Source organism: Corallococcus sp. RDP092CA (genome assembly GCF_041903675.1).
Classification (GTDB): domain Bacteria; phylum Myxococcota; class Myxococcia; order Myxococcales; family Myxococcaceae; genus Corallococcus.
The window spans coordinates 25,352-48,839 of record NZ_JAYESI010000006.1 but is presented as its reverse complement, the minus strand read 5'-3'; the positions used below and the strand labels follow the sequence as shown (position 1 = coordinate 48,839).

Genomic DNA, 23,488 nt, shown 5'->3' with positions numbered 1-23,488 from the left:
AATTATCGCTGCGCCCGTCGATCAGTTGCGCAGCACCTCACATGGGCTGAGAAGGTGAGGGGAAGACCCAGGTTGTGGCACGGAGCGTCAACGCCGGGCCTCTTGTGTCGTGGGATGTGGGCGCACGGCGCGGCCCGGCTCCGTGCCCCGGCAGCCGGTGAGGCAGCGCGGGGCGTGGCCGGGGTTCTGGCCCGAGGCCTCGCGGCTCATGGGCACCCGGGGCAGGGGCCGCAGACGTTGGGGACGCCGCCCCCGCCGCAGGCCTGGCCCTCGGCGCACTCGCCGCAGTGCAGCGTGCCGCCGCACCCGTCGATGGCGTAGCCGCAGTCCAGCCCCTGTGACTCGCAGGTCATGGGCATGCAGAAGGACCCGTCCCACCAGTCCAGCGTGGAGGAGGCCGTGTCCTCCGGCAGCGCCCGGCCGCACGCCATCCACAGCCCCACGACGAACACCCAGCCCACCCCACCGCCCGTTCGCCCCATGCCCCGTTCCCGTCGCCCGTCATCGGCCCCAAGGGCCAGGGTGGGGAGCGGCCCCGCCCCCGCGAAGCGCCCACAAGCCGCGGTGGGTCTCCGGCGGTCGGAAAGGCGTCACTGTCCCACCCCGTCCGCCGGGGAGGCGCGCACTGGTGGACACCGCACGGACCAGGGAGGGGGTGGGCGCGGGGTCAAGGGGGCCCCACCGTGAATGGACGCGGGGGCACGGCGGGGCACGTGCGTCTGGCGGGGAAGGGACACCCATGGCAGGTCCCAGGCGCGCACGAGCGGAGGAGGGGTGGGGGCTCGGGGCGAGTCTCGGGGTGGCGCTCGTCCTGCTGCTCCTGGCGGTGGGCGCGCTCCTGCTGACGCGCGCGTCCGTGCAGTCGCGGGTGATGGAGCGCTCCCTGGACCTGCAGGAGGTGGGGCTGCTGGGGCGGGCCTTCAGCGACAAGGTGTCCCTGGCCAACAGCGCGCTGCTGGCGGGCGGGCAGTCGCTCAGCCGGGACACGGGGCAGGCCCGGCAGCGCTTCCTGGACACCGCGGAGCGGCTGCGGACCCGGCTGGCGGCCCCCGAGGACCAGGCGCTGGTGGAGGAGATCCGCATCGTGGAGCAGGCGCACGAGGACGCCCTGCGCGCGCTCCTGGACACCTCCGACGATCCGGAGGAGCAGAGGCGGGCGCGCGAGCGGCTGGCCCGGGCCCACGGGCGGGTGCGCGAGGCGCAGGCCCAGTTGGAGCGCGCGGTGCAGGCGCGCCTGGCCCGGGAGAGCCAGGCCGCGGTGCGGGTGGACCGGTGGGAGTCCGCGCTGCTGCTCGTGGCGTCCCTGCTGGGGCTGACGGTGGCGGCGGCGCTGGCGTGGGTGCTCCAGCGCCGGCTGCACCCGCTCCGGCGCGAGGCGGCGGCCAGCGCGCACCGCTTCCAGGCGCTGGTGGAGGGCGTGCGCGACTACGCCCTGGTGCTGCTGGACGCGCGCGGGCGGGTGGCCAGCTGGAACCCGGGCGCCGAGCGCATCCAGGGCTGGAGCGAGGCGGAGATCCTGGGCCGCCCCGCCTCCCGCTTCTACACGTCCGAGGAGGCGGCGGCGGGCCAGTCGGAGCGGGAGCTGTCCCGGGCGCTCCTGGAGGGGCGGCTGCGCACGGAGGGCTGGCGGCAGCGCAAGGACGGCTCGCGGTTCTGGGCGGAGGTGTCCATCACCGCGCTGCGCGACGAGGACGGCCGGCCCCAGGGCTTCTCCGTGGTGACGCGCGACATCACCGAGCAGCGGCGGCAGGAGCGGATGCAGGAGCTGCTCGCGGAGGCGGGCCGCGTCTTCCAATCCCTGGACCCCGACCTGACGGCGGCGGAGGTGGCGCGGCTGCTGGTGCCGGAGGTGGCGGACGGCTGCATCCTCTACCTGCTCACCCCGGCGGGCGAGCTGCGGCCCCGGGCGGTGACGCACGTGCAGCCCGAGCGCGAGGCGAGCCTGTGGGAGGCCCTGCGGCGCTTTCCGCCCCGCGTGGGCATGCCGCCGGCCGTCTGGGAGGCGATGCGCACCGGGCGCTCGCGGATGGACGTGGAGGTGGAGAAGGACGAGCTGGCCGCCTCCGCGGAGACGGACGAGCACCGGCTGCTCATCGAGCGCATCGGCATCGGTTCAGCGATGGTGGTGCCGCTGCGCACGGGCAGCGAGACGCTGGGCGCCTTCGTGCTGCTGACGGCCCGGGGGCACCGCCGCTTCACGCAGGCGGACCAGGTGCTGGTGGAGGAGCTGGCCGGCCGCGCGGCGCTGGCCCTGGAGAACACGCGGCTCCTGCGCGAGGCGCGCGAGGCGGTGGACCTCATCGCCGTCACCGCGCACGACCTGGGCAATCCCTTGCATGCGCTGCAATTGCTGCTCACCAAGGTGCAGCGCGCGCAGGCGGCCAGCCGGGGTGAGGACGTGCGGCAGGGGTTGGTGGCGGCGCGCGGGCAGGCGCAGCGGCTGGGGCAGCTGCTCCACAACCTGCTGGACCTGTCGCGGCTGTCCTCCGGCAAGCGGCTGCTGGACGCGGCCCCCATGGACCTGGGGGAGCTGGCGCGCGAGGTGGTGGAGCGCTTCGCGGACGCGGCCGTGGAGGCGGGCTGCGACCTGCGGCTGGCGGTGGAGGCGGGGCAGGTGGGCCAGTGGGACCGCATCCGCCTGGACCGCGTGATGACGAACCTGCTGTCCAACGCGCTGAAGTTCGGCCGGGGCCACCCGGTGACGGTGACGGTGACGGCGCTGGACGCGGACCACTCGCGGCTGCGCGTGCGGGACGAGGGCGTGGGCATCGCGCCGGAGGCCCAGCGCCGCGTCTTCGAGCGCTTCGAGCGGGAGCGCGCCGCGAAGGCGGAGGCCGGCTACGGGCTGGGGCTCTACATCGCCCGCCAGCTGGTGGAGGCGCACGGCGGCGCCATCCGCGTGGAGAGCATGCCGGGGTGCGGCTCCACCTTCACGGTGGACCTGCCGCGCGCGCCCCGGCCGGTGGAGGAGCCGCCGCCGGCGGAGTCTCCTCCGCTCCAGCAGGCTCCGCCCCCTCCCTGACGCGGGGACGGCGCGGGCCGGCTACCTCGGACCCAGCATCATGAGCACCTCGGCAACTCCGTCCGCGTGCTGCGGGGGCTCCTGGGCCACCGCGCGGAAGCCACACTTCTCGAGGACGCGCATCGACCCGACGTTGTGGACAGCGACCCACGCATGGAGCGGACGAACCGGCTCATGCACGAGGAACTCCGAGAGCGCCCGTGTCGCGACGCCCTTGCCCCAGTGCTCGCGCCCCATCCAATAGGCGACGAGGCGCTTGCCGTCCTGTTCCCAACTGCTGACGTACCCAGCGACCAGGCCGCCAACGACGATGGTGCGGGTCACGTTCTCGGGGCGGAGCACCTGCGTGCGCCAGTGGGTCAGGAAGGCATCGCGCTCCCGCGATGGGAACGCGGCCATGCGCAGCGCGGCTGCGTCCCGTTGGTGCTCGAAGAAGAGCGGGAGGTCTTCAGCTGTCACGCTGCGCAAGATCACCAAGAGAGCCGGTCTCCTCGAGCCGGGTGACGAGCCTACCGGAAGCAGGTTAGAGGTGCAGCGACGGCACGGGGGCGACGAGGCCGGGCTGGATGGGGAAGTCCTCGGGCAGCTTCTCGCGCTCCTCCAGCCGCTCGAACTCCAGCGAGTCGTGCGCGCAGAACACCGTCAGCTGGTCGCCGTGGCGCTGCACCAGCTCGCGCAGCCGGCGCAGGTTGTACCAGCGCATCCACCCGTCCTTCTGCATCAGCTTCTGGTAGGCGCGCAGGCCGGCGGTGCACCGGTAGCGGTCCAGGTCCATCTCGCCGTGGTAGAAGTACGCGTCGCCCGCGTGCAGGAGCCACCCGTCGCCGGTGTCGATGGCCACGCCCGCGTGTCCCAGCGTGTGGCCCACGAGCGGCACCAGGAGGATCTCCGGCGGCAGCCCGGTCAGCTCGCGCACGCAGTCGAAGCCGAACCAGCTCTCGCCCCGGCGCGGGACATAGGTCTCCCACCGCGTCTCCTTGGACCACTGCGGCGGGCGGAAGCGCGCGCGGTCCAGCCACGACCTCTGCGCGGTGGCCACGCGGTACTCCTCCGCCAGCACGTGCACGCGCGCGTGGGGGAAGTCATCCAGGCCGCCCGCGTGGTCGAAGTCCAGGTGCGTGAGGACGATGTCGCGCACGTCGCTGGCGTGGAACCCCTTCCGCTCCAGCTGGCGGATGGCGGTGGCCTCCTCCGCCAGGGCGGGGCGGCAGAGCAGGTCGCGGAAGAAGGGATGGAGCCGCACGCGCGGCGCGTACACGTCATTGAGGCCAAAGCCGGTGTCCACCAGCACCAGGCCGTTCGCCGTCTCCACCGCCAGACAGTGGCAGGTGAGCGCCGCCGGGCCGCTGAAGCCGCGCCGCCCATCCATGAGCCGCCGGCCGGGCGGGCACATCGTGGTGCAGTTCAGGTGGTGGATGCGCATGGCGACTCCCGCTCCTTGTGAAAGGCGGCGGCCGTCCGGCGACGGGTGGACCGACGCGGGAAGCCTCCTTCCGTTCGTTCAAGGCAAAAGTGCGCTGTGCGCCCCGTGGGAGGAATCACCGCGCTCCGGCGGGACGGGGGCTCGCCCGCCCGGGAGGCGTCAGGCCTGCGCTCAGGGGGCGGGAGACTGCCCGGCCGCCTCCCCGTCGAGCGGGGGAGCCGACATCAGCACCAGCGCCTCCGCGTCAGCGACCGGGCGGTGCTCGACGCCCCGGGGGACGATGAGCAGCTCGCCCTCCTCCAGGTCCACGGCGCGCTCGCGCAGCTCCACCCGCAGGGCGCCCCGGGTGACGAAGAACAGGGCATCACCCGCGGCGTGCCGGCACCAGGGGCCGGTGCCCGTCAGCCGCACCAGGTGCACGGGCTGGCCGTGGAGCATGCCCACGGGCCGGACCACGCCGGGCTCCGGCAGGTGGGTGGACGCGTGGGCCAGGTTCACCTTCTCCAGGGGAGGCAGGGCCGCGGGGGCGGCCGGGGCGCGGCGGCGCGAGTCCCAGCGAGGGGGACGGCCGCCGGTGAGGGGTGGGGTCCGGAGAATCGTGCTCATGTGACAGGGACTCCTTCAGGGGGACGTGGTCCCATCCCTCATGGGTTGTCTTGGTTTCTGCCAGAGACAGGGCCTGTGTTTCACCCCCCGCCACGGGGGGCCGGTCCGGTATCCGACGGATGGCGCTGGTAGGATAGGGATTGTCCCATCGGGCGGCAGGCCCGCTTCGCGGGTCCGGAGCTCCGCCGTCGGTGGCCCCGCGAGCGGAAACGGCCGCCGTGAGCCATGTCGGTTTGACTCGAAATTCAATGAAAGCTTCTTTCGCAAATATTCCGTGGTGATGTCTGATGACCGCCTTCCTCTCTCAAGGAAAGGCCGGTCCCCATGCGGTCATTGCTGCGCCGTCTGCCCCCTGTCCTGAAGTTCACGGCTGTCACCACGGCCCTGCTGTGGCTCTCCGCCTGCGGTGAGGGCGTGCTGGAGGAAGAGGAGCTGTTCGCGCAGGGCCGGCAGGCGCTGTTGAACGGCGTGGGTTCGTCCGCGGCGCGCGCGGCGCTGACGAAGCGGTGGGCGCCCATCCACTACCAGGACGTGGACGTCACGGGCTCGCACTCGCTGAGCGGCAAGTCCGACTTCATCACCCGCGTGGACTTCGACGGGGACTGGAGCGGGACGAACAACTGGGACAACACGGGCTCGCGAGCGCTCACCGCGCACGCCTACCAGTCGGTGGTGGAGACCTCCACGCACTGGTACCTGCTCTACACGTTCTTCCACCCGCGAGACTGGTCCGACTCCATCTTCGACACCGAGCACGAGAACGACGGCGAGGGCGTGCTGCTCATCGTGAAGCGCGACGGCAGCGAGTACGGCTCGCTCGTGGGCGCGGTGACGGTGGCGCACAAGGACTTCTACTCGTTCGTGCCGTCCGGCAGCCCGCTCGGGTCGGGGTCGGAGTCCATTGACGGCACGCTGTCCATGGCCTCCTTCGAGGGGGAGCTGCACCCCATCACCGCGCAGGAGGCCAAGGGCCACGGCCTCAAGGCGTGGCCGTACTACGACATCGTCGGAGACGGCGTGAAGTACTACCCGTCGCTCACGCTGGCGGAGCAGCCCTCGTCCGCGACGGATCCGGACGTGCGCTACAAGCTGCTCGACATCTACAGCCCCACCGACGGCCTGTGGCCGCGCCGAGACCTGACCTCGCTGTTCGCGTCCGATGGCACGTTCCGGGGAGACACGAGCGGAGGCTGTGGCCTGGTGGTGGGCAACTGCGGCACCAACTCCGCGAACGCGCCCTGGGGCTGGGACGACCAGAACGACGGCCCCGTCCTGCGCGGTGAAATCGCCAAGGACCCCGCGAAGCTGGCCGCGTACTACTTCAGCCCGTCGTCGCAGTTCTCCACGACGTACACGTTCAATCCCTTCCAGGGCATCGGCAATCCCAACCAGCCCTGACGCACAGGCGCACGGCCGGGGGACATGTGTTCGCGCGGGCGTTGGGGCCGCGTGACGCTGCTTCAGTCCGGGTAGAACAGCGGGTCTCGCGTGGCCACGAACGACGAGATGGCGTGCGCCACCTCCGGCGGCAGCGTGGTGAACTGCACGCCCACGCCCGGCATCAGGTCCGGCGTGCGGTCATTGCCGTCGCGCGCCCAGCGCACCACGCCGTTCACCGTCAGCGGCCGGCCTCCCGGCAGCGTGAAGTCCAGCTCCACCGCCGTGCCGCGCGGCACCGACTCCACCGTGGCGATGAAGATGCCGCCCTCGCTGATGTCCATCGAGAAGCCGGTGAAGAAGTTGGAGTCGCTGCGCGTGTCGATGGTCGTGTGCATCCGCACCCGGCCCGCCTTGCGCGCGTCGTGCTTCGCGGGCGTGGCGGCCGCGTGCGCCGGGGGGCGCTCCGCGCGGGTCGGCGTCTCCTCGGAGGCCTTCGGCGGGGACGGCCGCAGGGCCGCGGGCGGGACGACCTTCTGGGGCTCCGCCTCCGCCGCGCGGCGGGCCTTCTCCTCGGCCTCGGCGCGGGCCCTGGCGGCGTCCTCCACGCGTTTCAGGTCGGCCTCGGCGGACGTCAGCGCCTTCTCCACGCGGGCGGCGTCCTCCTTCTGCACGCGCAGCGCGGACTGGAGGTCCAGCCCGGCCTGCCGGCGCGTGTCCAGCGCGGCCTCGCGCGCGTCCAGGGCCTTCTCACGCAGGCGCGCGAGCTCCGGGGACGGCTCGGGGGACTCGGTGTCCTCCAGGCGCATGGCCCACTGGGACAGGCGCGACTCTCCGGCGTGCTCCGGCCTGGCCAGGGCCTGGCGCATGCGGACGAGCCGTTCGTTCAACGCGGCCGCGTCGGCGGTGGCGCGGGCGACCTGTTCGGCGAGCTGGGCTTCCAGCTTCGCCATGTCGGCTTCGGCGCGCGCCAGCTCGGCTTCCCGGGAGGGGGTGGGGGAGGAGGGCATGGGTGGGGCTCCAGGCGGAAGTCCATCCTACCGCCGCCCGGCCTCCCCCACGAGTCCCTTCCCGGAATACCCCGTCAGTCCGCGCCCTTGATGCAGGCCACCGGCTTGAGGCGGTGGGCCACCCGGGCGAGTCCCGCCTGCTCCACCGTCTCCAGCACGTCGTCCAGGTTCTTGTAGCAGGGCCCGGACTCGTCCAGCGGCGTGGTGCGGGTGTTGAGCAGGATGCCGGCCTCCGCCATGCGCCGGTCCGTCTCCTCCTGCTGGAGCTGCCGGCGCGCGGCGGCCCGTGACAGCCGCCGGCCGGAGCCGTGGTTCACCGAGTAGATGGACTTCTCCGCCCCCGGCTCCGCGAAGAGGATGGCGCTGCCCGTCTCCATGGAGCCCGGGATGAGGATGGGGTGCCCGGTGGACTCCCACGTCGTGCCCTGGAGGGCCGGGTGGCCGGCGGGGAAGGCCCGCGTGGCGCCCTTGCGGGCGACGAACTTCCCGCCCTCGCGCTGGATGAGGTTGTGGCTGATCTCGTAGTAGATGCTCGCGGTGCCGCCGAACACGTCCTCGAGCGCCCCGCACACGGCCTCGCCGATGAGCAGCCGGTTGGCCACGGCGAAGTTGGCCGCCATGTTGTGCAGGTTCCAGTAGCTCCGGCCCAGCGGGCTGTCCGCGTCCAGCCAGACGAAGTCCTCGCTGCGGCTCTTGAGGCCCAGCTGCGCGGCGCCCGCCACGAAGAAGTGCTTGGCGATGTTCCAGCCGAAGCCGCGGCTGCCGGTGTGGAGCATCACCCAGACGCGGCCCGTCTCATCCACCTGCATCTCGGTGAAGTGGTTGCCGCCGCCCAGGCTGCCCAGCTGTCCGCGCTTGTCGTAGGCGCGCTCGGGGATGGACACGCCGGTGTCCTCCACGGGGATGAAGTCGCGCTCGGTGACGGAATGGCCGCGGCCCAGGGCCTTGGCGCCGTGGCGAAGCACTTCCTTGAGGGTGGGCTCGCTGAGCCTGCGCTGCTTGCGCGCCCGGGTGGCGCCCACGCCCACGGCGATGCGGTCGGTCACCTCGTCGATCCACTGGCGGCGCTTCGCGGGGTCGGCGACGTCCTCCACGGTGAGGGAGGTCCGCAGCTGCACCATGCCGCAGCCGATGTCGTAGCCGGCGGCGGTGGGCAGCAGGGTGCCGTCCGTCTCCACGATGGTGCCGATGGGGACGCCGTAGCCCACGTGACAGTCGGGCGTGACGGCGACGCGGGTGACGCCGGGGAAGGTGGCGGCGTTGACGACCTGATCGAAGACGGCGTCCTCCAGCGCGGGGGCCTCCGGGTTGCCCTCCTCGCCCCAGAGGAGCTTGTCGGACAGGAAGAGGTCCGCGTGCACGCGCATGGTCTTGGTGCGCGGCAGGACGTAGTGGCCCTCGGAGACCTTCTCCAGGTGTTGCTTCCAGCTCATGGTGAATCCCCCAGGTGGATGAACCCGCGGCAGGGACGCGGTCCTCCATCATCCCTGACGGTGGAGGGCTCCGGGCAGGGGCACGGCTGCCCGCCCGGCGCGCGGCGGCGGGGGACCCCGGACGGTGGAGGGATGAACCGATCGGGAGTGCACGACATGGCATTCAGACAAGCCTGGGGGTTGCGGCGGTGGATCGGCATTCCCATTTCTGCAGCGTGCATCAAGGGGGTGGGCGATGGGGTTTTTGACGGGGATGGTGCTGGCGGTGGCGTTGCAGGCGGGGCCGGTGGAGATGACCGCGGCTCCGGTGTTCAATCCATCGCTGTGCGCCAAGAAGCGCGTGGATCCATGCGGGTGTCACCACGTGTACGGCATCCGGCACTGTCACCAGAACCGGAAGAGCAACCACTGCGAGGCGCAGGTCCGCGCCGATGAGCCGGACGTGGAGCAGCGGGAGGCCGCGAACCCGCTCCAGGGCCTCATCGACCCGGCGAAGTCCGTGTCCATGTAGGGCCGGGCTGCTCCCAAGCCAGGTGAAGACCGGGCGTCCTTCCCAGGAGCGGGGAGGGCGCCGCGGTCGTCGTGAGGGGGGCTATCCCGGGTCCAGGGACCAGGTGCCTGCGTCCCAGAGCCAGTCAGCAGGACGACCAAGATCGGAATCAACCACGCGCGCCGCATGCGGAGCCCCTCCCCGGAGCCGGGGACGCTCCGTGAGAGTCATTTGAGCATGCAATGGCAGACGAGCGCGGATGGCGCGTGAAGGACCCCGTCCCCGCCTCAATGCGCGGCGGCGAACTCGCCGGGCAATTCCTCCGAACGGCTCACCTCGAGCTCGCTCTCCGAGCGGATGATGACCCAGCGCGCTTGCGGCGACACGCGGAGGGCCACCACGTTCGGCGCCAGGCGGCGCATCTCCGGCCTGTAGGGCAGCACCGCCTGCGGCGGCACCGTCGGCGCCGGTGCATGCGGATGGCTGGCGTGCGCGTTCGGCATCGGCGCGGAAGGAGGAGGCGTCGGCTGGGCCTCGGGCGCGCGGTTCAGCAGCGCGAGGACCTTCACCGTGGGACGCTCTGGCGTCGGAGCCGGAGTCGTCATGGGCGACAAGGTGCCCGGGGGACTCCTCGGCAGCGCGGGGAGGCCCAGCGGCACCCCCGGCAGTGACTTCTGGGGCATGGCCTTGCCCGTCGTGACGGGCGCGATGCCCGGAGGCGTATTCCCCATCGGCGCCCGTGCGGTGCCCGACGCCGGTGGCTCCGCGAAGGCGGACATCGACACGATGACCTTCGGCAGGGGAGCGGGCCCCGTCGGACGCGGCGCACCCACCGCCCCCTGCGCCGCCGTCTCCGTCGCCGCGTCGCGCGCGGACGTCGCCGCGGGGCGCGGATGGGCCGCGAGCCCCTGCCGCTCTGCTGGCCCGGCTCGCGCGCTCGGTGCCTCACGGACGCTCACCGGCGCGATGGACGGCGCCACCGGCGGGCCCCCCCGGGAGGCCGGCTCCTTCGCGGCGTTGCGCACGAAAGACAGCGGCACGCTGCGCATCCGCGCGGGCGGCGGCGTCGGTGGCGGCAGCCGGTCGAAGCGGTAGAGCTCCTCTTCGTCCAGCTCCGCCGGCGTCACCGCGCCCTGACCCAGCCGCACCACCTCCAGTTGCAGCGTCGCGTCTCGCGGATCCAGCTCCAGCGCGGCCTTCAGCGCACCCCGCGCGCGGGACTCACAACCCAGTGACAGGAGGATCTGTGAGGCCTCACGGTACGCGGCGATGGCCTGCGCCTTCTGCCCCGCGCGACGGCAGGCCTCCGCCAGCCGGACGCGCACATTCGCGTCTCGCGGCAGCAGCTTCGCGAGGTGCGCGTACGTTTCCGCGCACTTCGCATATCTCCCCCGCTGGTACAGCGCGTAGGCGGCTTCCTTCAGCTCCCGCAGCTTCATCGACTCGCGCTCGCTCATGGGGGGTCTCCGCGTCGGTGTCGCTCGTCTGAGCTAGCAGGCGACGTGCCGCGCCCCCGTGACGCGCGCTCGCGTTCACTGCCTCGCCCCCACCGCGACCGCGGACCGGAACCCCTGTCCGCCACCCGGCGGACCGCGAGGCACTCCACCGTGTCCCCGTGCACGCTGTCCGCTGAAGGACCCGGAGGGGACCCTGTAGAAATGGGAGCCGCGCTGTAACAACGTCAGTCCCAGCCTTCCTGGGAATCTCCGGAGACGTCGGATACCCGCGCATGGGACACTGGGGCAGCTCCGGACTCCCCCGGAGTCGCCCGGAGGTCGCATCCATGGCTTCACGTTTCATGGCCCTGACGTTGGGAACCCTGCTGCTCGGCGCCCTGCCCGCGTGGGCAGAGGCGCCCGCGGCCCCCTCAGCGGAGGACGCGAAGGAGCTCCCGCCAGCGGACGAGACAATCACCCTGAAGAAGGGCGCGAAGCACGTGCTGACGGTCTCCGGCCTGAGCCGCGTGGCGCTGGGAGACCCGTCTGTCGCGGACGTGAAGACCACCGGAGTGGATGGCGTGGAGGTCTCCGCGCTCAAGGCGGGGACGACCACGCTGATGATCTGGAGCGGTGACGGCACGCGCCGCACCTGGCGCATCGTGGTGAAGCGCTAGCGCGAAGCCGGCGGCCCACGTCCGCGGCGGCTCACGGCTCCGACAGCAGGAACAGCGCGTGCGAGCTGGCGATGGGCCGGGTGCGGTCGTCCTGCCAGGCCTCCACGCGGACGTTGGCCACGCGCCGCCCCTGCCGCGTGATGAACGCGCGCGCGAAGGTGTCCTGCGCCTTGCCCGAGCGCAGGTAGTCCACCGTGGTGGAGATGACCTTGGGCACGCGCTCGGTGTCCGTCTGGAGCAGCAGCTCGAAGATGGCGCTCGACTCCAGGAGCGCCCCGATGGCGCCGCCGTGCAGCGCGGGCAGCAGGCTGTTGCCAATGAGGCGCGGCGCGTAGCGCATGCGGCAGAGCATCTCGCCGGCCAGGTTCTCCACGCCGATGCCCATGAAGCGCGTGTAGGGGATGGCGTCCGTGAGGCGGTGGTACTCGCGCGACTGGCGCACCTGGCGCACCAGGTCCGCGAGGGGAAGGGAAGGCGTGCCCATGGTCCTCAGTCCTCCACCCGCATGAAGGTGCCCTGCGACGACGCCACCGGCATTGACGGGTCGCCCTGGTGCACGAGCGCGCGCACGAAGGCGACCAGGCGGGTGACCTTGTAGCACTCGGCCTGCGCGGTCAGCGGCAGGCCCGGGCGCGCGGGCCGCAGGTAGTCGATGCGCAGGTCCAGCGTGACGATGGCCGCGAACGCGCCCAGCGCCGCCATCACCGCCGTGCCGCTCGTCGCGTCGATGAGCGTCGTCACCGCGCCGCCCGCCACCACCCCCGCCTCCGGGTTGCCGACGAGCACGTCCGCGTAGGGCATCACCACCGTCGCGGTCGCCTCCCCCACCGCGTCCAGCCGCAGCCCGAGCGCGTGGTTGTGGGGCACCGCCTCGGTGAACAGCACGGAGAGCTTCTCCCGCCGCGCCTCCGGGTCCGTGGGAAGACTCAAGTCCGACATAAGGGGGATGCAGTAGCAGATTCGGACCGCGCCGGGGGAACGCACCCCGCCCAGGAACACGCCCGACCGTCCGCGAGTTCACGGGCACCCTGCCAGCCCACGCATCCTGGCAGGATGCCGCGCCCCGCGTCTTCCCCGAGGACACTTCCGGTGAACCGACCCCTCTCCTCCCTCTGCTTCGCGCTGCTCGTCCCAGGCCTGCTCCTGGCGGCGCAGCCCCTGCCCAAGCCCTCGGGCGAGCCTGTCCCCGCACCGCCGGGACAGGGCGAGGCGCCGCCGCACGAACCGCCCGCGCCGCCCGCGCCCGGGGACACCGCGCGCGAGGCCGCTCGGGCCAGCGAGGGCGATGGCGGCACCCTGGCCCCCGTCGCCGCGCAGGCGCCGGCGGACGCGAAGCAGGACCCGTGGAGCGTGGACGCGCCCCCGGGCGTGGCCAGCACCCAGGTGCCCATCGACGTGCGCGAGGGCACGTGGATGAACGTGGACGTGAGCCCGCGCGGAGATGAGCTCGTCTTCGACCTGCTGGGGGACATCTACGCGCTGCCCATCGCGGGGGGCGAGGCGCGCGCGCTGACGTCCGGCGCGGCGTGGGACATGCAGCCGCGCTACAGCCCGGACGGGAAGTCCATCGCGTTCACCAGCGACCGGGGCGGCGGGGACAACGTCTGGGTGATGGATCGCGACGGCAAGAACCCCCGCGCGGTGACGCAGGAGAAGTTCCGGCTGCTCAACAGCCCGGCGTGGAGCCCGGATGGCCAGTTCCTGGTGGCGCGCAAGCACTTCACCGGCCGGCGCTCGCTGGGCGCGGGCGAGGTGTGGATGTACCACCGCGCGGGCGGCGAGGGCGTGAAGCTCACCGAGCGCGCCAACGACCAGAAGGACCTGGGCGAGCCCGCGTTCTCCCCGGACGGCCGCTACGTCTACTTCAGCCAGGACGTCACGCCGGGGAAGTCCTTCGAGTACGACAAGGACCCGAACAAGGAGCTCTACGCCATCCAGCGGTTGGACCTGGACACGAAGGAGGTGGAGCCCTTCGTCACCGGCCCGGGCGGCTCCATCCGGCCCACGCCGTCGCCGGACGGCAAGCAGCTGGCGTTCGTGCGGCGCGTGCGCGGCAGGAGCGTGCTGTACGTGGCGGACGTGAGGTCCGGGGCGGAGCGGCCGCTGTACGACGGGCTCGACCGGGACATGCAGGAGACGTGGGCCATCCACGGCGTGTCCCCGGTGATGGCGTGGACGCCGAACAGCCGGTCGCTGGTGTTCTGGGCGGGCGGGACGCTGCACCGCATCGACGTGGCCACGAAGCAGGTGACGCCCATCCCCTTCCACGTGAAGGGCACGCGCGCGGTGTTCGCGGCGGTGAGGGGCACGCGGGCCGTGGCGCCGGAGCGCTTCGACGTGAAGATGCTGCGCTGGATGCAGGTGTCACCGGATGGCAGGAGGCTGGTGTACCAGGCGCTGGGCAAGCTGTACGTGAAGGAGCTGCCGTCGGGGACGCCGCGGCGGCTGACGCGGCAGAGCACGCACCTGGAGTTCTACCCGTCGTTCTCGCGGGACGGGCGCTCCATCGTCTACACGACGTGGGACGACGACGCGCTGGGCGCGGTGCGCGTGGTGGCGGCGACGGGCGGCGAGGGCCGCGTGGTGACGACGCAGCCGGGCTACTACGTGGAGCCCGCGATGAGCCCCGACGGCAGGTGGGTGGTGTACCGGGCGACGGGCGACGGCTACCTGATGCCGGGCACGTGGAGCCGGGAGACGGGGCTGTTCGTGGTGCCGTCCACGGGCGGGGGCGTGGCGCGCAGGCTGACGCGGGAAGGGGAGCAGCCGCACTTCGGCGCGAAGTCGGACCGCGTGTACTTCCTGCACGTGGAGTCCAAGGACGTGGAGGACGTGCGCACGCTCCGCAGCATCGGGCTGGACGGGGGCGAGCCGCGCACGCACCTGACCAGCGGCGGCGCGCTGGAGATGCGCGTGTCGCCGGACGACCGATGGGTGGCCTTCCGCGAGGACTTCAACGCGTACGTGACGCCCTTCGTGCGCGGCGCGAAGGAGGCGCGGGTGGGGCCGGGCACCAAGGCGATGCCGGTGACGCAGGTGAGCCGTGACGCGGGCGAGTACCTGCACTGGTCCGGCACGCAGGGGCGGCTGTCGCTGCACTGGGCGCTGGGGCGCAAGCTCTACACGCGGGCGCTGAAGGACGCGTTCACGTTCATGGACGGGGCGCCGAAGACGCTGCCGCCGCCGGAGGCGGACGGGGTGGACGTGGGGTTCTCCCAGAAGTCGGACGTGCCGGAGGGGACGCTGGCGCTGGTGGGCGGGCGGCTGGTGACGATGAAGGGCGAGCAGGTGGTGGAGGAGGGCGTGGTGGTGGTGAGGGGCAACCGCATCGTCGCGCTGGGCCCGGTGGGGAAGGTGAACGTGCCGGCGGGGGCGAAGGTGGTGGACGTGAAGGGCAAGACGCTGATGCCGGGCCTGGTGGACGTGCACTGGCACGGGACCCTGGGCGTGGACGGGCTGATGCCGGAGCAGAGCTGGGTGCAGGCGGCGTCGCTGGCGTTCGGGGTGACGACGCTGCATGACCCGTCGAACCACTCGGAGACCATCTTCGCCGCGAGCGAGCTGGGCAAGGCGGGGATGCTCACGTCGCCGCGCATCTTCTCCACGGGCACCATCCTGTACGGGGCGGCGAGCGCGGACGCGCACGTGGAGATCGACACGCTGGACGACGCGCGCCGGCACCTGCGGCGGGTGAAGGCGCTGGGGGCGTTCAGCGTGAAGAGCTACAACCAGCCCCGGCGCGACCAGCGGCAGAAGATCCTCCAGGCGGCGCGCGAGCTGGACATGCTGGTGGTGCCCGAGGGCGGCTCGCTGCTCCAGCACAACCTGACCATGGTGGTGGACGGGCACACGAGCCTGGAGCACTCGCTGCCGGTGGCGCGCGTCTACGACGACGTGCGCCAGCTCTGGAAGGGCACGCAGGTGGACTACACGCCGACGCTGGGCGTGGCCTATGGCGGGCTCATGGGGGAGAACTACTGGTACCAGAAGACGAACGTCTGGGAGGACGCGCGCCTGCTGTCGTTCGTGCCCCGGCGCGTGGTGGACGGGCGCTCGCGGCGCCGCGTGATGATTCCGGACGAGGAGTTCAACCACCAGAACGTGGCCCGCGCGGCGAAGGAGCTGAGCGACCTGGGCGTGAGCGTGCAACTGGGCGCGCACGGACAGCGGGAAGGCCTGGCGGCGCACTGGGAGCTGGCGATGTTCGTGCAGGGCGGCATGTCGCCCATGCAGGCCCTGCGCGCGGGCACGCTCAACGGCGCGCGCCACCTGGGCATGGACAGGGACCTGGGCTCGCTGGAGGTGGGCAAGCTGGCGGACCTGGTGGTGCTGGACAAGAACCCGCTGGAGGACATCTCCAACAGCCGCACGCTCCGCTACACGATGGTGAACGGGCGGCTGTACGACGCGAACACGCTGAACGAAGTGGGCACGCGGCAGCGCACCCGCGCGAAGTTCTTCTTCGAGAAGGACGGCAACGAGGGCTGGAGCCCCCGGGCCACCACGCACGCCACCGAACAGGCCTGCGATTAGCGGGCCGTCGCGGCCACCTGGGCCAGGGCCTGCTGGAGCTGCGGCAGCGCGTAGGGCTTGGGCAGCACCACCACGCCCAGCCACTGCTGCGGGTCTCCCTCCAGCGCCGCGCGGCCGTGGCCGGACGCGATGATGATGCGCATGGCGGGCTTGCGCAGCGCCACCTCGCGCGCCAGGTCCACGCCCGACATGCCCGGCAGCGTCACGTCCGTGAAGAGCACGTCGAAGCGCTCCGCCGCCAGCGCCACCCGCGCCTCCTCCGCGCTCGCCACCGGCATCACCGCGTGCCCCAGCAAGCCCAGGAGCTCGCTGGCGGACGCGCGGATGTCCGCGTCGTCCTCCACCAGCAGCACGTGCATCCGCCGCGCGGCCTCCTGCGTGGCGGGCGTCTCCGCGCCGCGCGCCCCCTCCGGCCACGGGGGCCTCGGCGCCACCCGCCGCTGCTGCCGCTGATCCAACAGCGCCCGCACCTTGCGCGCCAGGTCCTCGCGCCGGTACGGCTTGGACAGCAGGCTCACGCCCGGGTCCAGCCGGCCGCCGTGCACGATGGCGTTCTCCGTGTAGCCGGACGTGAAGAGCACCTCGATGTCCGGCTGCAACGCCTTCGCCTGCCGCGCCAGCTCCGGGCTGCGCACCGGCCCGGGCATCACCACGTCCGTGAAGAGCAGGTCCACCGCCACGCCGCTGCGCAGGATGGACAGCGCGCTCTGCCCGTCCCCCGCGCGCAGCACCCGGTAGCCCAGCTCCGTCAGCAGCTCCACCACCGTCGCGCGGACCTCCGCGTCGTCCTCCACCGCGAGGATGGTCTCCCGCCCGCCCTCCACCGGCCCCGCCACCACCTCCGTCACCGGCGCCTCCGGCTGGTAGGCGCGCGGCAGGTACACCTTCACCGTCGTGCCGTGCCCCAGCTCGCTGTAGAGCTTCACGTGGCCGCCGGACTGCTTCACGAAGCCGTACACCATGCTCAGCCCCAGGCCCGTGCCCCGGCCCTCCGCCTTCGTCGTGAAGAAGGGCTCGAACGCGCGCTCCATCACCTCCGGCGTCATGCCCCCGCCCGTGTCCGACACCGCCAGCAGCACGTACGCCCCCGGCATCACCTCCGGGTTCGCCTGCGCGTAGTGGTCGTCCAGCGACGCGTTGCTCAACTCCAACGTCAGCTTCCCGCTGCCCCTCATCGCGTCGCGCGCGTTGATGGCCAGGTTGAGGATGACGTTCTCCAACTGGTGCGGATCCGCCAGCGTGTTCCACAGCCCGCCGCCGATGACCGTCTCCACCTCGATGTCCTCGCCCAGCGCGCGGCGCAAGAGGTCGTCCATGCCGCGCACCAGCCGGCTCAGGCTCAAGGAGCGCGGCTCCAGCGGCTGCCGCCGCGAGAACGCCAACAGCTGCCCCGACAGCCGGGCCCCTCGCTCCACCGCGCCCAACGCCGAGCGCACCCGCTGCATCCCCCGCTCGTTGCCCGCCACGTCGCGCTGGAGCAGCTGCAGGTTGCCGCCCACCACCTGGAGCAGGTTGTTGAAGTCGTGCGCCACGCCGCCCGTGAGCTTGCCCACCGCCTCCATCTTCTGCGCCTGCCGGAGCTGCTCCTCCGTCTGCCGCTGCTCGGTGACGTCGCGCCCGGCGGCGTACAGCACGCCGTCCTCCGGCACCGGCACCGCCGTCCAGGAGATGCGCCGGTAGCCGCCGTGCTTGCACCGGTAGGAACTCTCGAAGTTCAGCGTGGGCTGCCCTCCCTCCAGTCGGTACACCTCGGCGCGCGTCCGCGCGTAGTCCTCCGGGCGCTCCAGCCACTCCGACGTGCGGCCCAGCAGCTCCTCCTCCGTCCACCCCAGCATCCGCGTCCAGGCCGGGTTGACGCTGAGGAACTTCCCCTCCGACAGGCTCCCCACCACCAGCAGGTCCTGGGACACGTTCCACACGCGGTCGCGCTCCCGCGTGCGCTGGGCCACGCGCTCCTCCAGCGTCTCGTTGGCCCGCTTCAGCTCCGACAGCGCCTTGAGCCGGGACAGCGCCGCCCACACGCGGTCGGCCACGTCGCGGCACAGCTCGACCTCGTCGTCCGTCCACGGGCGCGGCTTCACGTCGTGCAGGAACAGCACCGCCACGAACCGGCCGTGCTCCAGCAGCGGGATGTGGAGCAGCGCCCGGATGCCCAGCCGCTCCAGCGCGTCCGCCTGGGGCGCCGTGCGCGGGTCCTCCCGCACGTCCGGGATGGCCACCGCCTCGCCCTGGCGCAGGTCCTCCAGGAGCACGCCGGGGTCCTGGAGCCGGTGCACACCCTCCACGCGCGCCACGTCCGCGGACGCCACCCAGTTCGGGTGTATCAACACCCGGGCATGCGTTGCGTCCACCGTGCCGTAGCCCGCGCGCGGCACGCCCAGCATCCGGCCCACCACCTCCATGGCCAGCCGCGCGGCGGCGTCCGGGGACGAGGCCTCGCGCAGCCGGTCCGCCATCTCCAGCAGCGCCGCCTGCCGCAGCTCCGTCCGCTTGCGCGCGTCGATGTCCACCAGCACGCCGGGAAAGCGCAGGGGCACGCCCCGCGCGGAGAGCTCGCAGTGGCCGCTGGCGTCCACCCACCGGTAGTCGCCGTCGGAGCGGCGCACGCGGTACTCGGCGCGGTACGCACCGCCCGTCTCCAGCGTGCGGGCGATGAGGGCCTCCACGCCGGGCCGGTCCTCCGGGTGGATGGCGGCCACGAACTGGGAGATGGGCAGCCCCTCGCGCGCCCGCGCTGGATCCAGCGAGAAGGACTGCGCGAAGCGCTCGTCCGCGACGACGCGGTTGCCGGGCACGTCCCACACCCAGGTGCCAATCATCGCCTCGGCACTGAGCGCCAGCCGCACGCGCTCGTTCGCCGCGTGCAGGGCGTCGTCGGCTTGGTGGCGCTCGGTGACATCCTGGGTGATGCCGACGAGCCGCACCGGCGCGCCGGCCGCGTCGTACACGAGCGACGCCCGCCGGTGGATCCACCGCACCTCGCCGGTGTCCCGCCGGCGGATGCGGTACTCCACCGACGGCGGGACCTGCCCGGAGGCCCGCGTGCGCGCGTTGGACACGTGCTGCCGGTCCTCCTCCAGCGCGAGCGCCTCGATCTCCGTCGCGGGCAGGGTGTCCGAGACCGGCACGCCGTACAGCCGGCAGAACTCGGGCGTCACCGTCATCTGGTGGGTGGCGATGTCCAGCGTGAACACGCCAATGCCGCCCGCCTCCTGGGCCAGCCGAAGCTGTTCGTGCTTCGCGCGCGCGTCGGCGTCGGCCGCCGAGCCCTCCGGGCCCCGGGGCGACACCGTGCCGTCGCCGTCATCCAGGCCCGCGGCGCGCAGGCGGAGTCGCAGACGTTCGACCTCGGCCCTCAGGGCCTGTTCCGCATCGGAAGGGGGCACGCTCATGAGCGGGGACCGCGGGTCCCGGGGGGGACGACCTCTCGGCCGTGGCACTGTCGCCCGGGTCATCCAGGGTGGGCAACGGAGAATTCCGGAGGAGCCATTCCCCCTGGAACCGGAGCGCCCGCTCCGGCGGCCGAGCCCGTCCGGTCCTGGAGAGGAACGCCGGGAGGCACGCGGTCAGTCCGTCGCGCCGCCACCCGCGGCACCCCCCTCCGTCGCCTTGACGCAGGGCGGCCAGGGCGTCACGGCGCGGGACAGGGACGGGGAATACCACCGACGACCGCACGGTCCGTGCGCGAGAGGACCTCAAAGAACAGCGAGAGATCGCCGCGCACCCGGTGGCGCCAGGCCGGCGGGACCCCGCGGGTCACCCGGACGCGGGGGCGTCAGGGGCTGTCCCGCGTCGCGGAGACTCGTGAACACTCACATCACCCGCGGGTCGCAATGCTCACTTCCCGCCTTGACGCTGCGAGGAATTTCTTTAAAGAATGCACGCACGTCCTCTTCTTCTTGGAAGATGGCGTATGTACCGGGCCTCGCGTTCCCCAACCGCGGAACCGGTGCGTGACGTCCCAGTTGAGCCCCGCGCGCCGCGTTCCCCCTCTCGGCGCGCGGTGGCCCCTGGGACTTCCACCCCGCTCCTCCCTCATCAGGTCCCTTCGAGGATTCGAGTGTCCACGTCCACCTGTGTCCTGCCCCTCTCGCTGGCGTTGCACCTCTTCACCTCGGCCTCACCCGCTCCCCAGAACACCGCCACCGCGCCGTCCCAGGAGCCCGCGCCGAGGTCCCCGGCCACGTCGTCGGTGAAGGCCGCGCCCCCGGCCCCGGCGAAGCCGAGCGCCGCGCAGCAGGCCACGGCGGCGAAGCTGGTGGGGCCGGCGCTCGCGGAGGGCCACGCGTACGCGCGGCTGGCGGAGCTGACGGACGGCGTGGGGCCGCGCCTGTCGGGCTCCGAGGCCGCGGAGGCCGCGGTGCAGTGGGCCCTGCGCGGTTTCCAGGCGGACGGGGTGAAGGCGTGGCGGGAGCCGGTGAAGGTGCCCCGCTGGGTGCGGGGCGAGGAGCACGGCGAGCTCCTCCCCTCCGAACGCACGCGCGGCCTGCCGCTGGCGCTGCTGGCCCTGGGTGGCAGCGCGCCCACGCCGCCGGAGGGCGTCACGGCGGAGGTGGTGGAGGTGGGCTCGCTGGAGGAGCTGGCGGCGCTGGGGGACAAGGTGAAGGGCCGCATCGTGTTCTTCAACCACACCATGTCGGAGGCGGCGGACTACGGCCGCTTCGCGGGGCTGCGCGGCCGGGGGCCCTCGGCGGCGGCGAGGCAGGGCGCGGTGGCCGCGCTGGTGCGCTCGCTGGCCACGGCGTCGCTGCGCACGCCGCACACGGGGGCCACGCGCTTCGATGAAGGCGGCCCGCGCCTGCCCGCGGCGGCGGTGTCCGTGGAGGACGCGCTCACGCTGCACCGGATGCTCCAGGGCGGGGCGGTGAAGGTGCGGCTGGTGCTGGGGTGCTCGGAGCTGCCGGACGCGGACTCGGCCAACGTGGTGGCGGAGGTGCGGGGCCGCGAGAAGCCGGACGAGGTGGTGCTGCTGGGCGCGCACCTGGACTCGTGGGACGTGGGCACGGGCGCGCACGACGACGGCGCGGGCGTGGTGATGGTGATGGAGGCCGCGCGGCTCATCGCGAAGCTGCCCCAGGCGCCCCGGCGCACGGTGCGCGTGGTGCTGTTCATGAACGAGGAGAACGGCCTGCGCGGCGGCCGCGCGTACGCGGAGGCGCACGCGAAGGAGCTGCCCAGGCACGTGGCCGCCATCGAGATGGACGCGGGCGGCGGGCGGCCCCTGGGCGTGAGCCTCCACGCCGGGCCCGGCGGCGAGGCGCTCCTGCGGCCGTGGCTCCCGCCGCTGGAGGGGCTGGGCGCGGCGCGGTTCCTGGTGGGCCACGCGACGGGCGCGGACCTGAGCCCCATGGAGCCCGCGCACGTGCCCTTCGTGGGCGTGCGGGTGGACAGCAGCCGCTACTTCGACGTGCACCACTCCATGGCGGACACGCTGGACAAGGTGGATCCGCAGGACCTGGCGCGCAGCACCGCCGCGGTGGCGTGGGTGGCCTACGCGCTGGCGGAGGCGCCCGGGGTGCTCGCGCGCCCCACCGCGCCGGAGTCGGACATGCCTCCGCCGCCGAGGAGGTAGGCCGCCGCTACGCCTCCGCCGGGGCCTTGCGCGGCGCGCCTCTGCGCAGCGGCAGCTCCGGCAGGAGCAGCGTGACGAGCAGGGCCGCCAGCGCGACGAGGATGGCGACGCGGTACACCGCCATCGTCGCGCGGGTGAAGGACTCCTTGAGCGCGCGCTCCATGCGGTCCACGGTGGACAGCGCGCGGGCCTCGTCCGCGTCCACGCGCGCGCGGGCCTCGGGGCCTTCCCGCAGGGCCTGTCGCCGCTCCTCGGAGAAGCCGTCGCGCAGCTTCGCCTTCACCTGCTCCGGCTGGAACTTCTGCCCCTGCGGCGCGCCCTCGCCGCCCGGACCTCCGGGCGCGGACGCATGCAGCTCCCGCTGGACGTCCGGAGGCAGCCCGCGCGTGAGCTGCTGGGTGCGCGCGTGCAGCTCCCGGCCCAGCGTGCCCGCGAACACGGTGCCCAGGAACGCCACGCCCACCGTCATGCCCAACTGCCGGAAGAACGTGGTCGCGGACGTGGCCACGCCGATGCGCTGGGGCGGCACGGCGTTCTGCACGGCCACCGTGTAGAGCGGGATGGACGGCCCCAGGCCCAGGCCCACCAGCACCATCTTCACGGTGACCTCGGCCTGGCTGGAGTCGGGCGTCAGCGTGAAGCCCATCACCGCGAAGCCGCCCATGAGGAACAAGAGCGCCCCCACCATCAGCCCCTTGTAGCGGCCCAGCCGCGACACCAGCTGCCCGGACAGCACGTTGCCCGCCACCACGCCCAGCGTCAGCGGCGTGAGCGTCAGCCCGGAGTGCGTCGCGGACAGCCCCACCACGTTCACCATGAACAGCGGCAGGAAGGTGACGGACGCCAGGAACACCGCGCCGATGAGGAACACCGCCGCGTTGCCCGCGGAGAACGCGCGCAGGTGGAACAGCGACGGGTCCAGCAGCGGCTCCTCCGCGCGGCGCTCCCGCCACACGAAGAGCCCCAGCCCCACCGCCGACAGCGCGAACAAGCCCAGGATGGGCGCGGAGCCCCACGCGAACCCGCCCGCCCGGGACGACGCGCCATGGCCCAGGCTGAGCGCGAGCAGCAGCGGCACCACGCCCACCGCCAGCGCCGCCGCGCCCGGCACGTCCAGCTTCCCGCCGTGCACGCCCTCGGGCCTGAGCGGCGGCATGCGCAGGAAGATGAGCGCCAGCGCGAGCGCGCCCACCGGCAGGTTGATGAAGAACACCCAGTGCCAGCCCAGCGAGTCGGTGATGAAGCCGCCGGCCAGCGGACCGATGACGCTGGACAGGCCGAACACCGCGCCGAACAGGCCCTGGTACTTGCCCCGGTCGCGCGGCGGGAACAGGTCCGCCACCACCGCCAGCGAGCCGGTGAAGAGCGCCGCGCTGCCCAGCCCCTGCACCGCGCGGCAGAGGATGAGCACGAGCGTGGAGCGGGCCGCGCCGCACAGGAAGCTGCCGGTGAGGAACACGGCGATGCCCGCCACCAGCACCGCGCGGCGGCCCAGCAGGTCCGACAGCTTGCCCCACACAGGCACCATCATCGTGGAGGCCACCAGGTACGCGGTGGTGAGCCACGGGTAGTGCTCCGGCGCGATGTGGAGGTCCGCCTGGATGGTGGGCCCCGCCGTGGCCACGATGGTCTGGTCCAGCGCCGCCAGCAGCAGCCCCAGCAGAGCCCCCGCCAGCGTGAAGGCCTTCTGCGAGCGGCTGAACCGCTCGGACGCCGGGGCGGCGCGGGAGTCCGGGGCGGTGTCGGCGGCGGTGTCGGCCATGGCTCGGGCACGCGCACGCGGGCGCGCGCATCCGCGCCAATCTGGGGATGGGCTCGGGGGCTGGCCACGCCCGCCTGCCCGGCTGCCCTCCCCTGGAAATCAACGCGCGGCTGGGGCGCGAAATGGAAGTTCATCCGGCCGGGGCCG

The 23,488-nt window shown here is 73.0% G+C and carries 16 protein-coding genes and 1 pseudogene; 6 read left to right on the top strand and 11 right to left on the bottom strand.

Annotation, left to right across the window (positions count from 1 at the left end; all coding sequences use genetic code 11):
* Positions 1–206: 206 nt before the first annotated feature.
* The gene (locus U8525_RS09085; RefSeq protein WP_374263796.1) at positions 207–482 is read right to left on the bottom strand and encodes a hypothetical protein; all 276 of its coding nucleotides are present in this window, start codon (positions 480–482) and stop codon (positions 207–209) included.
* 317 nt (positions 483–799) lie between these two features.
* Between U8525_RS09085 and U8525_RS09080 the strand changes: the two genes are divergently transcribed.
* Entirely contained in the window at positions 800–3,022 is a 2,223-nt protein-coding gene (locus U8525_RS09080; protein ID WP_374263794.1) for an ATP-binding protein, read from the top strand.
* A gap of 21 nt (positions 3,023–3,043) precedes the next feature.
* Here the strand turns inward: U8525_RS09080 and U8525_RS09075 are convergent, their stop codons facing one another.
* From U8525_RS09075 to U8525_RS09065, 3 genes are all read right to left on the bottom strand, one after another.
* Positions 3,044–3,496, bottom strand: a complete 453-nt coding sequence (locus U8525_RS09075; RefSeq protein WP_374264212.1) for a GNAT family N-acetyltransferase — start codon at positions 3,494–3,496, stop codon at positions 3,044–3,046.
* A gap of 49 nt (positions 3,497–3,545) precedes the next feature.
* On the bottom strand, positions 3,546–4,445 hold the full coding sequence (locus U8525_RS09070; RefSeq protein ID WP_374263792.1) for an MBL fold metallo-hydrolase: 900 nt from the start codon (positions 4,443–4,445) through the stop codon (positions 3,546–3,548).
* Between the two features lie 171 nt (positions 4,446–4,616).
* Positions 4,617–5,051 (bottom strand): cupin domain-containing protein, encoded by a 435-nt coding sequence (locus U8525_RS09065; protein WP_374263790.1) that lies wholly within the window; start codon positions 5,049–5,051, stop codon positions 4,617–4,619.
* 324 nt (positions 5,052–5,375) lie between these two features.
* On the opposite strand from U8525_RS09065, the gene U8525_RS09060 reads away from it, so the two are divergent.
* On the top strand, positions 5,376–6,449 hold the full coding sequence (locus tag U8525_RS09060; RefSeq protein ID WP_374263788.1) for a hypothetical protein: 1,074 nt from the start codon (positions 5,376–5,378) through the stop codon (positions 6,447–6,449).
* A gap of 62 nt (positions 6,450–6,511) precedes the next feature.
* Here the strand turns inward: U8525_RS09060 and U8525_RS09055 are convergent, their stop codons facing one another.
* Both U8525_RS09055 and U8525_RS09050 read right to left on the bottom strand, forming a co-directional pair.
* Positions 6,512–7,438: a TIGR02266 family protein gene (locus tag U8525_RS09055; RefSeq protein ID WP_374263786.1), complete on the bottom strand. Its 927-nt coding sequence runs from the start codon at positions 7,436–7,438 to the stop codon at positions 6,512–6,514.
* 74 nt (positions 7,439–7,512) lie between these two features.
* Complete coding sequence (locus tag U8525_RS09050; protein WP_374263784.1) at positions 7,513–8,871, bottom strand: RtcB family protein; 1,359 nt, start codon at positions 8,869–8,871, stop codon at positions 7,513–7,515.
* 235 nt (positions 8,872–9,106) lie between these two features.
* Here U8525_RS09050 and U8525_RS09045 point away from each other — a divergent pair, with 235 nt between their 5' ends.
* Positions 9,107–9,382, top strand: coding sequence for a hypothetical protein (locus U8525_RS09045; RefSeq protein WP_374263782.1), 276 nt, complete (start codon positions 9,107–9,109; stop codon positions 9,380–9,382).
* Positions 9,383–9,648: 266 nt separating this feature from the next.
* On the opposite strand, the gene U8525_RS09040 is transcribed toward U8525_RS09045, so the two are convergent.
* On the bottom strand, positions 9,649–10,818 hold the full coding sequence (locus U8525_RS09040; RefSeq protein ID WP_374263780.1) for a hypothetical protein: 1,170 nt from the start codon (positions 10,816–10,818) through the stop codon (positions 9,649–9,651).
* A gap of 326 nt (positions 10,819–11,144) precedes the next feature.
* Between U8525_RS09040 and U8525_RS09035 the strand changes: the two genes are divergently transcribed.
* Positions 11,145–11,474 carry a pilus assembly protein N-terminal domain-containing protein gene (locus tag U8525_RS09035; RefSeq protein ID WP_374263778.1) on the top strand — a complete coding sequence of 110 codons (330 nt, stop codon included), beginning with the start codon at positions 11,145–11,147 and terminating at the stop codon, positions 11,472–11,474.
* A 31-nt stretch (positions 11,475–11,505) separates the two neighbouring features.
* Here U8525_RS09035 and U8525_RS09030 read toward each other — a convergent pair whose 3' ends face one another.
* Both U8525_RS09030 and U8525_RS09025 read right to left on the bottom strand, forming a co-directional pair.
* A complete protein-coding gene (locus U8525_RS09030; RefSeq protein ID WP_374263776.1) occupies positions 11,506–11,958 on the bottom strand; it encodes a PaaI family thioesterase in 453 nt (150 codons plus the stop codon).
* Positions 11,959–11,963: 5 nt separating this feature from the next.
* The gene (locus tag U8525_RS09025; RefSeq protein WP_374263774.1) at positions 11,964–12,413 is read right to left on the bottom strand and encodes a PaaI family thioesterase; all 450 of its coding nucleotides are present in this window, start codon (positions 12,411–12,413) and stop codon (positions 11,964–11,966) included.
* Between the two features lie 150 nt (positions 12,414–12,563).
* Between U8525_RS09025 and U8525_RS09020 the strand changes: the two genes are divergently transcribed.
* Positions 12,564–16,007 (top strand): amidohydrolase family protein, encoded by a 3,444-nt coding sequence (locus U8525_RS09020; protein ID WP_374263772.1) that lies wholly within the window; start codon positions 12,564–12,566, stop codon positions 16,005–16,007.
* On the opposite strand, the gene U8525_RS09015 is transcribed toward U8525_RS09020, so the two are convergent.
* Positions 16,004–19,399 (bottom strand): PAS domain-containing protein, encoded by a 3,396-nt coding sequence (locus tag U8525_RS09015; protein ID WP_374263770.1) that lies wholly within the window; start codon positions 19,397–19,399, stop codon positions 16,004–16,006. The genes U8525_RS09020 and U8525_RS09015 overlap by 4 nt on opposite strands.
* Before the next feature lie 668 nt (positions 19,400–20,067).
* Here U8525_RS09015 and U8525_RS09010 point away from each other — a divergent pair.
* A complete protein-coding gene (locus U8525_RS09010) occupies positions 20,068–21,579 on the top strand; it encodes a M20/M25/M40 family metallo-hydrolase (RefSeq protein WP_374263768.1) in 1,512 nt (503 codons plus the stop codon).
* Between the two features lie 7 nt (positions 21,580–21,586).
* On the opposite strand, the pseudogene U8525_RS09005 reads toward U8525_RS09010, so the two are convergent.
* Positions 21,587–23,347: pseudogene (locus U8525_RS09005) on the bottom strand (MDR family MFS transporter); the annotation flags it as partial.
* Between the last annotated feature and the right edge of the window lie 141 nt (positions 23,348–23,488).

Coding starts and splice junctions, on each gene's coding strand:
- U8525_RS09055 (WP_374263786.1), bottom strand. CDS start 7,438: ATGCCCTCCTCCCCCACCCCCTCCCGGGAAGCCGAGCTGGCGCGCGCC.
- U8525_RS09030 (WP_374263776.1), bottom strand. CDS start 11,958: ATGGGCACGCCTTCCCTTCCCCTCGCGGACCTGGTGCGCCAGGTGCGC.
- U8525_RS09070 (WP_374263792.1), bottom strand. CDS start 4,445: ATGCGCATCCACCACCTGAACTGCACCACGATGTGCCCGCCCGGCCGG.
- U8525_RS09040 (WP_374263780.1), bottom strand. CDS start 10,818: ATGAGCGAGCGCGAGTCGATGAAGCTGCGGGAGCTGAAGGAAGCCGCC.
- U8525_RS09060 (WP_374263788.1), top strand. CDS start 5,376: ATGCGGTCATTGCTGCGCCGTCTGCCCCCTGTCCTGAAGTTCACGGCT.
- U8525_RS09035 (WP_374263778.1), top strand. CDS start 11,145: ATGGCTTCACGTTTCATGGCCCTGACGTTGGGAACCCTGCTGCTCGGC.
- U8525_RS09085 (WP_374263796.1), bottom strand. CDS start 482: ATGGGGCGAACGGGCGGTGGGGTGGGCTGGGTGTTCGTCGTGGGGCTG.
- U8525_RS09065 (WP_374263790.1), bottom strand. CDS start 5,051: ATGAGCACGATTCTCCGGACCCCACCCCTCACCGGCGGCCGTCCCCCT.
- U8525_RS09050 (WP_374263784.1), bottom strand. CDS start 8,871: ATGAGCTGGAAGCAACACCTGGAGAAGGTCTCCGAGGGCCACTACGTC.
- U8525_RS09025 (WP_374263774.1), bottom strand. CDS start 12,413: ATGTCGGACTTGAGTCTTCCCACGGACCCGGAGGCGCGGCGGGAGAAG.
- U8525_RS09045 (WP_374263782.1), top strand. CDS start 9,107: ATGGGGTTTTTGACGGGGATGGTGCTGGCGGTGGCGTTGCAGGCGGGG.
- U8525_RS09015 (WP_374263770.1), bottom strand. CDS start 19,399: ATGAGCGTGCCCCCTTCCGATGCGGAACAGGCCCTGAGGGCCGAGGTC.